The organism is Simiduia sp. (assembly GCF_058345725.1).
In genome coordinates this window covers 1-9,216 of sequence record NZ_JBTUOC010000031.1, presented here as the reverse complement: position 1 = coordinate 9,216, position 9,216 = coordinate 1, and the positions used below count along the sequence as shown (strand labels likewise).

11 protein-coding genes are annotated in these 9,216 nt (G+C 50.1%); 8 read left to right on the top strand and 3 right to left on the bottom strand.

Annotated elements, in window-relative coordinates:
• The 5 genes from ACW8F6_RS07540 to ACW8F6_RS07520 form a co-directional block, all read left to right on the top strand.
• On the top strand, positions 1 to 426 hold a 426-nt coding region (locus tag ACW8F6_RS07540), incomplete at its 5' end, for a transposase (RefSeq protein WP_491575241.1).
• A gap of 402 nt (positions 427 to 828) precedes the next feature.
• Positions 829 to 1,032, top strand: coding sequence for a hypothetical protein (locus tag ACW8F6_RS07535; protein ID WP_491575240.1), 204 nt, complete (start codon positions 829 to 831; stop codon positions 1,030 to 1,032).
• Between the two features lie 2 nt (positions 1,033 to 1,034).
• Positions 1,035 to 1,346: a hypothetical protein gene (locus ACW8F6_RS07530; RefSeq protein WP_491575239.1), complete on the top strand. Its 312-nt coding sequence runs from the start codon at positions 1,035 to 1,037 to the stop codon at positions 1,344 to 1,346.
• 170 nt (positions 1,347 to 1,516) lie between these two features.
• Complete coding sequence (locus ACW8F6_RS07525; protein ID WP_491575238.1) at positions 1,517 to 2,002, top strand: nuclear transport factor 2 family protein; 486 nt, start codon at positions 1,517 to 1,519, stop codon at positions 2,000 to 2,002.
• Between the two features lie 131 nt (positions 2,003 to 2,133).
• Entirely contained in the window at positions 2,134 to 2,403 is a 270-nt protein-coding gene (locus ACW8F6_RS07520) for a hypothetical protein (protein WP_491575237.1), read from the top strand.
• Positions 2,404 to 2,693: 290 nt separating this feature from the next.
• Here the strand turns inward: ACW8F6_RS07520 and ACW8F6_RS07515 are convergent, their stop codons facing one another.
• Positions 2,694 to 3,398 carry an FMN-dependent NADH-azoreductase gene (locus ACW8F6_RS07515; protein ID WP_491575236.1) on the bottom strand — a complete coding sequence of 235 codons (705 nt, stop codon included), beginning with the start codon at positions 3,396 to 3,398 and terminating at the stop codon, positions 2,694 to 2,696.
• A 134-nt stretch (positions 3,399 to 3,532) separates the two neighbouring features.
• Between ACW8F6_RS07515 and ACW8F6_RS07510 the strand changes: the two genes are divergently transcribed.
• The 3 genes from ACW8F6_RS07510 (at position 3,533) to ACW8F6_RS07500 (ending at position 6,368) form a co-directional block, all read left to right on the top strand.
• Positions 3,533 to 4,384, top strand: a complete 852-nt coding sequence (locus ACW8F6_RS07510; protein WP_491575235.1) for a LysR family transcriptional regulator — start codon at positions 3,533 to 3,535, stop codon at positions 4,382 to 4,384.
• A 609-nt stretch (positions 4,385 to 4,993) separates the two neighbouring features.
• Positions 4,994 to 5,887, top strand: coding sequence for a CPBP family intramembrane glutamic endopeptidase (locus tag ACW8F6_RS07505; RefSeq protein ID WP_491575234.1), 894 nt, complete (start codon positions 4,994 to 4,996; stop codon positions 5,885 to 5,887).
• A gap of 100 nt (positions 5,888 to 5,987) precedes the next feature.
• Positions 5,988 to 6,368 (top strand): MmcQ/YjbR family DNA-binding protein, encoded by a 381-nt coding sequence (locus ACW8F6_RS07500; protein ID WP_491575233.1) that lies wholly within the window; start codon positions 5,988 to 5,990, stop codon positions 6,366 to 6,368.
• A 13-nt stretch (positions 6,369 to 6,381) separates the two neighbouring features.
• Here ACW8F6_RS07500 and ACW8F6_RS07495 read toward each other — a convergent pair whose 3' ends face one another.
• Together ACW8F6_RS07495 and ACW8F6_RS07490 are read right to left on the bottom strand one after the other, a co-directional pair.
• A complete protein-coding gene (locus ACW8F6_RS07495) occupies positions 6,382 to 7,281 on the bottom strand; it encodes a hydroxymethylglutaryl-CoA lyase (RefSeq protein WP_491575232.1) in 900 nt (299 codons plus the stop codon).
• Positions 7,282 to 7,294: 13 nt separating this feature from the next.
• The coding region (locus ACW8F6_RS07490; protein WP_491575231.1) for an acetyl/propionyl/methylcrotonyl-CoA carboxylase subunit alpha at positions 7,295 to 9,216 on the bottom strand (1,922 nt) is incomplete at its 5' end.

Below are 9,216 nucleotides of genomic sequence, written 5' to 3'. Positions count from 1 at the left end.
TGTGTTTGTCCTATGGGTAAGGCTATGTGGCTGCATCACGAACATGAAGATCGTAGTGGAAAGCTCAAGCTTGGCTTCGAAGGTAGATTAACCGACTGTCGCCATTGTCCACGTAAATATGAATGCATGCGAAATCCATCGAAGGCGGACACACGCGAAGGTCATGGTCGGCAGGTGTCGTTTACTGTAAATGCGCACAGATCCGCAACCTACTGGATGCAAAAGCGGGTGGATAGTCAATTTGGCAAACGAGTTTATGGCCATCGCATGTCCGTAGTCGAGCCTGTGTTTGGGAATATCGGTACAAAAAAGGGGTTAAATCGGTTCTCGTTGTGCGGAAAAGAGAAGGTTCAAGGCCAATGGCGCTTGTTCAGTATGGTGCATAACACCGAAAAGCTCATGAAACACAGCTCGATAGGTTGGTAGGGCGGGTTATCCACAGAAAACTTGTTTCCTATGTAAAAAGTACGCATAAGAAAAGATTAGGTAAAGCGTACCTGTTTGTTTTATGATCGGTAAAATTAATTCAAAGGAGCTGTGGATAAGTGAATTTTAAAACTGTTTTTCTACAGCCTCGTTAGGGCGCCGAGTTGAAAGTTCTTCACAAATGGAGGAAATATGAAGAGAAAATTAGAGGATAGTAATACACGATTTTAGAGCCTAATGATCTATGGAAGTTTTATGCAGGAGTGGGCGGCATATATCGTGGTGGCGGTAATTCATCCGATTCAAAAATATTACGTGCCAGTGGCCCAAGAACAAAGGACGTATCGATAATCTACGATCCCGAACATGAATTAGAGATGGGTGTTACCAAGGGGAGAAAGTTTGCCTGAAGGCTTGGTTTTTAATGTTAAAGACTTCACTCATCCGCTTTTGAATGTCTCACGTAAAATGTCGCTGGCTGAGTTTTCTGAAAAGTTGAGAGTTTTGGCGGGCAAACTCAAGCCCGCTAAAGTGAAAATAGAGAAGGGAACCGGTCGAATTATTGAGGAGTATCCCGGTGCTTTCAGAGAAGCTGAGGCGATTTAAGTATGTCTAAAAGAAGTGTTTATCTGCCAAACGAGCTAATCAAAGAGCTAGGTGACATTGTGTTTAATCAAGGGTACGAAGCTTTGTCTCATGTATTTAAAAATGTTGACTTAGATAGTTCTGAATACTTGGCAATTGATGAGGCTGACGCACAGTTATTACTTCGTTTGGCTGATATAGAAATATCAAAAGCTATTTTAATGTACCCTTTTACTGACGACGAAGAGGAAAATTACAATTCCGAACATGAGGAAAAATATGATGACGTAATGATGGGTATTTATGAAAAATACCTATTATTATATACAGTCTGAGTTTGAATCCCTAAAAAGCTGAAGACCTAACAAAGCGCTGCATGCCGACACCCAAAGTTCTGCGCCTTATGTGTTCTCTGCTTCTCTTCATTTCAACACAAAATCCGCTCCGCTTTGGGTGCGGGTGAACGCGACGTCAAATTTAACTTTTTGTAATTTAAAGGGAATATATGAACTCTAAAATTAGGCTCTTAATTTTAATACCCTTAGCGCTTTTTCTAACTACTGAAATTAATGCTGATGAAGTCAAAAGAACTGCTTTAGAGGAATCTAACCTAAACAAAGCCATATACTGTATGGAAGTATTAGAAAGTAGAAATGATCTTGAGCCCTTGCAAAGAATAAATATTTTAAGAACTGAGTGCTATTCCGATAACTTTGTTGAGCATTCACCTCATATAAGCGGTGGCCGAGAAGGATTGTTCAGCCTATTCTTAAGTCGATATAAAGAATACCCGAAGCTTTCGATGTCTATTAAACGAGGCGCTTCTGAAGGTGATCTCGTTTGGTTACACCTTCATGTAAAGCGCACGCCAGATTCTCTTGGAGCTGTTCTTATTCATATTTTTCGAATGAAAAATGGCATGATTATAGAGCATTGGGGCGTAGGGCAGCCAGTTCCAGAAAATGCTAAAAACGAAAACACAATGTTTTAGTCTAGCCTATGGGTTTTTGCATATGACATGTCGTTAAAGTAGGGTAAATCACAGTTGGCCTTTGCTCCTGCGCCGATTGTTTAAGCCAACCATTATTTGACTCTTAACGAGGCGTTGGACACGGAAGGAATGTGAAAAACTTGTCAAGAATCTTGCTGCTGCTCTTGGTTATGGCGCCCCGTCTTTTTGCGAGCGGAATTGGTTACGAGCATGTTGGTATCGCGGTTGAATTTACCGCTTTGTACGAGAAGGAAGATCATTCGGGTAAGGATCTAGGTAAGATGCATAACCCCTGTTGCGCCTATGCGTTCGCTCTAATGCAGGTTGGTATCTTACCCTATAACCCGCTTAATCTTGATAATGTCTCTGGAAATTGCAATTTTCCCGTTGCTGGCGTGTAGCAAAGAGAGGCTGATTAACAATGCGTTGCGCCGGACGAACTGACCTGCGACCACTTTAATGAACGGTTAATCCCGTTTCTTAAGGAGGCCCAGTATAGAGAAAGTATAAAGGAAAATTACGATAGATACCCCTTGCTTACAATCCTTAGGCAGTGTTAGCTAGGCATCCTGACGTTAAGTCAAAGGTTGCTCCCCCATTCTTTAGCGAAATAGTTCGCCCCAGACTTTCGAGTTTTCTGGGGCTATTTTTCCCGTGGTATTTCTAGTTCTCTAGAAGCCCATTTGGCTGGCTATGCAGTGATAGGCGTTTGCGCCGAACTTGCGCTCATTGCGTTGGCGCTTAGCTTGCTCGCTAATTGCTCGGCCTTGTCCAGTGCGCTCGCGACAGAACGCCGATGCCGGTCATCGCCAAATTCTTGATATTCCACAGCTATTTCGTGAATTATTTCCGCACCCAGGTATTTACTTACGGTTCGTAGGTGGGGAATAAGATGCCCCGCATGCTCTCTGATGCCGCCTTTTTCAAAGCCGTATTCACCGCAGGATGTGATCAGAACGAGGGTCTTCCCCGTTAGTGTGGGTTGTAGAGGGAACTCACCTCTGGCTAGATCGAAGTCAAAGGTTTTGTTGATTCGTACTATTTGATCAATCCAGGCTTTTAGCTGGGCGGGCATGCCGTAGTTGTACATTGGCGACGAAATGATAATGGTGTCCGCTGCTGTGACTTCGGCTATCAGCTCATCTGACAGCGATAAGCAGGATTTTTGGGCCTGACTACGCTCGGATTCGGCCGTAAATACTGCGCCAATCCAGTCTTGTGTGATAAAGCGCGGAGGGTTGGTGCCTACGTCACGATAGATATAGTCATCGTGCGGTCGGTGTTTTTTCCATGTTGCCACCAATTTACGGGCGATAGTCTTCGATATGGAATTGTGATTGGGGTTTGGATTGCTGGCCGCTCTTACGCTCGCATCCACATGCAGTAATGTAGTCATGCTCTTTCTCCTGGTTAGTCATTGACCTGGTCAGTGTGAAAGGTTTCCTAACAGAATAAAAACGAACAAAATACATTATCAGATGAGTTGGACTCATCTATATTGAGCCTACTATCAACCACTGGAGACATCTCTTGCAGGTTTCGCTACAAGCCCTTAAGGCCTTTGAGTCTGCCGCACGGAGGGGGAGCTTTAAGTTGGCGGCAGAGGAGTTGTCGTTGACGCCAACTGCCATTTCTCACCACATTAGCAAGCTAGAAAGCCGGTTAAATGTAGACCTATTTCACCGGCAGGGGCGGCGCATTGTGCTCACCGAAACTGGCCGCCGGCTTGCCGCTGCTACCTCGGAAGGGTTTCGGTGTATCGAAAATGCCCTAGACGACGTTGCCAAGGCAGGCCGTACCGTGCGGATTAGCACAACCTCATCGCTGGCCGCGATGGTGTTAATCCCCTCCTTGCAGGACTTTTTCCAAGCGTATCCGGATATTGACGTAGAGATACTGACAGGCGAGTCGGTAGACAGCCAAGCCTACATTCTGCCAATTCGTTTGGGCGATGCTAGGCACATCGATCCGGATGAGCTAATAAAGACCGAGTCATTCAATCTATTTGGTACCCCTGGGGCCGCAGCGCGCTCTGCCGATTCGGCCCAGGTAACGGTTTATTCCACAGCATGGAAAAACAAATCCCTGCCAGCGCCACCCTTGCCCGAGTGGTTTTCGAGCCATGGGCTAGACAGTTCACGATATTTAGTGAAGAGCTATGATCAAGAGATATTCGGTATACAGCAGGCCCTGGCGGGCAATGGGTTGGTGTTTTGTTCGACAACGCTAGTCCAAAGTCTCTTGAAAACCCAACAGTTACAGACGTTGGAGAGGGCGCCAATAAAGTCCGATTTGTGCTACTACATACCCAATAAACAAAATTTTGATACCCGAGCTACTTCGTCGCTTGTTCGTTGGTTAGAGGCACTTTTAAATCAATAATTACTACGTCCTTCTGGCGATCAGCGAACAAAGGCCCATCAAATCCAAGCGCCTTGCTGATGCTGGCTGCTATGTATCGCAGTAAAGGGGCCGTTGGAGATCAAAAACAAAGGGTTGTCAGGAGGCCAGTCGTAGCGCAAATATCTAAGTCAGACACTGCGTCATTGGCTGAAGGTTTAGGTCTTTGATATCGCAGTGAATGTAAAAAGTTGTGTACGACATCTTGAAGTTAGCTGTTCAAGATTTTTGGCTTTATTGAGAGTGATGCATTGGCGGTGGCGTATTTGAAAGTCAATAAGTGGATGTTTGAAAAGCGGTAGGCAGTGTTGATTAATGTAGTAAACAATTGGTCAGCATAAATTCAGCTTAGATTGGGTTGGTTAACTCCTATTTCTCAAGCAAATCTAATCTTTTGTGTTGGCATTATTTAAAACATTCATGCATTTGATTAAGTCGTGTGGGTTAAAGCGACGGTAATGTACGAGCGATGGCATAAAATTACGTGAGCGCTATGGTACTCTCACTGCAGGTGTATCACTACTCACAAGCACGAAGGCGCAATGTTGCATCGTTTGGCCTTCAAGCGTGCCAACTCAAAGGAAGATAATAATGCAAAAAACGGAGTTGTATTCCCCAGCCGCAGCACAGGGCTGGATTCCCTGGGTTGCGCTGGCGCCTGTGCTTGGTATTGTATTTATCATGGCGTCAATACTACCATTTGACTTGTTATTCACGAAGCTAGGCTATATTTCGCCTGACGGCGATTTCTCCGGTGCCATGGGCCTGCTCTTGTTTTTGTTATTTCCATTTAGTGTAATGGCGCTCGTGGTATGCCTATGGACGTCAAGGGTTGAAAAACGCCCGCTGTCTACTGTTGGTTTGATGTGGCATAGTTTTGCCTACACCTTTCCGCGCTATATGCTGTTGGGTATAAGCATGGGTGGGTTGCTGGTGCTGACGATAGGGTTGCTCGGTGGGTATCAGGTAGAGACCTTCTTTCCGGCCTGGGTCTCTGCGATGGACCTTGGCGTCATTGCCTTGTTTCTTTTGGCATTTGGCGTTCAATCGAGTGCAGAAGAGTTGCTCTTTAGGGGGTGGTTGCTATCTACAATCACGCGTAAGTCGAATCTTGTGCTGGGGATATTGCTTTCCTCCGCACTCTTTACATTGCTTCATTTTGAACCAGACGCCGCGTGGTATGTGGCGCTGGGCTCCTTTCTGTTTTCTCTATTTGCCTGTATGTTGGTGCTCTATACGCGTAATGTCTGGTCGGCTATGGGGTGGCATGCGGGCTGGAACTGGTTTATTGGTTGTGGTTTTGAAATTCCCATTACCGGTGTAGCTGTCGATGCTAAGGCCTTAGTTGCTCGTCTTATTCCCACTGGAGAGAGTTGGCTGAATGGCGGTGGCGGTGGCCCAGAAAACAGTATTGCAAATTTATTTATGCTATCTATTGGATTGATCGTTTGTTATCTACTTGTGCGCCGATCCAGTTTCCAATAGTGTGGGTAATAAACATCCTGGACGAAACACTGTCAGTTAGATAAAAGTAATAGTGCATAATCCTTTCTAAATATTTTTTACGGAAATTTTTAGGATATTAATGACTCATCAACCCAACCTCCAACAACTGCAAACGCTACTTCTCGATCAAGTAGCCGCCACTGAAGACACACCCTTTGGCCCGGATGTGCTGGTCTACCGGGTGTGCGGCAAGATGTTTGCGCTGTTGGCGTGGCAAGACGATCCTATGCGCTTGAATGTGAAGTGCGATCCGGTAGAGGCCGAGTTTCTGCGGGATCAGTTTCCCGCGGTACTGCCCGGCTACCATATGAATAAAAAGCACTGGAATACCCTGGTGTTGGATGGTTCGCTAGATTGGGATTTTGTGCGTGCCCAGGTGCATAACTCGTATGACTTAATCGTGAAGGGTTTGAAGAAAAGCGAGCGAGAGGCATTGAAACATACCTCCGCTCGTGAATAGCGATTGGTTTACTCTATTGGCACTTAGCCGCGAGCGCCCGCGCTACTTTCGATTGCGAATCCCGCCCCAGTACTGCGCAAATATCGCGGCCTGCCTGCGCAAGTTTGTGTAAATCCACGCCGTGTTCTAGCCCCAAGCCATTGAGCATATACACCAAGTCTTCGGTGGCTATATTGCCGGAGGCGCCCTTGGCGTAGGGGCAGCCGCCCAGGCCTGCCACCGAGCTGTCGAATACGCGCACGCCCAATTGGATGGCGCGGTAGATATTGGCCAGCGCTTGGCCGTAGGTGTCGTGGGCGTGCAGGGCGAGTTTTTCGATGGGTACCACGGCGGCGCAGGCGTTGATAACCGCCTCAATGCTGGCTGGCGTGCCGGTGCCGATGGTGTCGCCGAGCGAAATCTCATAACAGCCTGCGTCGTACAATTGCTTTGCCACTTCGGCCACTTTCGCCGGCGCTATGTCGCCTTCGTAGGGGCAGCCCGCCACACAGGAAACGTAACCGCGCACGGGAATCTCGGCGGCGCGGGCGGCGTCCATAATCGGGGCAAAGCGCTCGATGCTTTCGCTGATGGAGCAGTTGATGTTTTTCTGGCTGAAGGCCTCGGAGGCGGCGGCAAAAATCGCCACCTCGCTGGCGCCCACGCCGATGGCGCGCTCGTAGCCTTTCAGGTTGGGCGTGAGTGCGGCGTAGCTGACGCCGGGCTTGCGCACGATGCCTTCAAACACCGCTTCGCTGCCGGCCATTTGCGGTACCCATTTCGGGTTCACAAAACTGCCGGCCTCGATAACCTGCAAACCGGCTTCAGACAGCGCATTGACCAGCGCAATTTTGTGGGCGGCATCGATGGGTTGCGCTTCGTTTTGCAGGCCGTCGCGCGGGCCCACTTCGACAATTTTTACGAAATCGTTCATAGGTTCTCTCGGGTTAGCTGGCCTCAAAATCCACCAGCAGCGCGCCGCCGTCTACCAGTTCGCCGTCGGCAAAATAAAATTGTTTGACGGTGCCATCGCACGGTGCCTTGATGGTGTGCTCCATTTTCATGGCCTCCATTACTAGTAGCGGCGTGCCGGCTTCTACGGCAATGCCAACGTCCACTAGCTGGGCCACCAGGGTGCCATTCATGGGCGCGGTTAAGCCACCGGCCTGGTCCTGTTCGGCCGCATCGCCCGTGTCGGGCAAGACGCGGCTGAAATCCAGCACATGATTGTAGCAATACAGGCTGATGTGGTTGTTGTCTTCATTCACCTGCAGCTTTTGCCGGTGGCCGTCCATGTCGGCAATCATGTGGTTGCCCGCCAAGGTGCCTTGCAACGTGGTGGTGTGGCCGTCGTGAGTGACCTTGTAGCGGCGCGCACCGCCATCGCCCAGCTGCTCTACTCGCAGAGTATGAATTTGACCGTGTACGTTGATAGCGAAGGTGTGTTTGCGGCTGCCGTCGCAGCGCCAGTGGTCGGCGGCGTTCCAGGGCGAGTGTTGGTCGCTGGCCGGTGCCAGAGCCTGTGCATCTTGGGCTTGTTTAAGTGCCAAATAGAGTGCAGCCAGCGGCAGGTAGCGGTCGAGGTGGCCGGCGTCTTTTTTGAAGATCAAGGATTGGTGTTTTTCTATGAAGCCGGTATCCAGATCTGCCGCGCGGAAGGGCTCGGTGCTCACCAAATTGTACAAAAAACCCAGGTTAGTGGTCATGCCGCCGATGCGGTACTCGCTCAGCGCTTTTTGTAGGCGTCTCAATGCGCTGTCGCGGTCGCGACCCCAGACAACCAGTTTGGCGATCATCGGGTCGTAATACACGCTGACGTCATCGCCCTGGCGCACGCCGGTTTCCACGCGTACAAATTCGCCCTCTTCGGGCGCATCCAAGTAACTGAGCGTGCCGGTGACGGGTAGGAAGTCGTTGTCGGGGTCTTCGGCGTAGATGCGCGCCTCAAAGCTGTGGCCATCTATGCGCAGTTGATCCTGTGACAGTGGCAAGGGCTCGTCGGCCGCCACGCGCAATTGCCACTCCACCAAATCCTGGTGGGTGATCATCTCGGTTACTGGGTGTTCCACCTGCAAGCGGGTGTTCATTTCCATGAAGTAAAAGGAACCGTCGATATCCAGCAAAAATTCCACGGTACCGGCGCCGGCGTAGTTAATGGCTTGGGCGGCCTTGAGTGCTGCGTCGCCCATGGCCGCGCGCAGCGCCGGCTCCATGCCCGGTGCTGGGGCTTCTTCTACCACTTTCTGGTGGCGCCGTTGCACGCTGCAATCGCGCTCAAACAGGTAGACGCCATTGCCGTGGTTGTCGCAGAACACTTGAATTTCTACGTGGCGCGGCTGGGTTAAATATTTTTCCACCAGCATGGTGTCGTCGCCAAAGGCATTCATGGCCTCGCGCTTGGCGGCATCGAGCGCGGCGTTGAATTCTTTGTCGTTCCACACCTGGCGCATGCCCTTACCACCGCCACCGGCGGCGGCTTTGAGCAGCACCGGGTAGCCCATGGCGTCGGCGTGTTGTTTGATCAGTGCGGGCGATTGGTCTTCGCCGTGGTAACCGGGCACCAGGGGCACGCCGGCTTTTTCCATGATGGATTTAGCGGCGGACTTGGAGCCCATGGCCTCGATTGCGCCAATGGGCGGGCCGATAAATACCACGCCAGCTTCACTGCAGGCGCGCGCGAAGCCGGCGTTTTCCGACAAAAAGCCGTAGCCCGGGTGAATGGCCTGGGCGCCGGTTTTAAGCGCGGCGGCGAGAATTTTATCGCCGCATAAATAGCTTTCGCGCGAGGGCGCGGGGCCTATATGTACGGCCTCGTCGGCCATGGCTACGTGCAGGCTGTCGCGGTCGGCATCGGAGTAGACGGCGACGG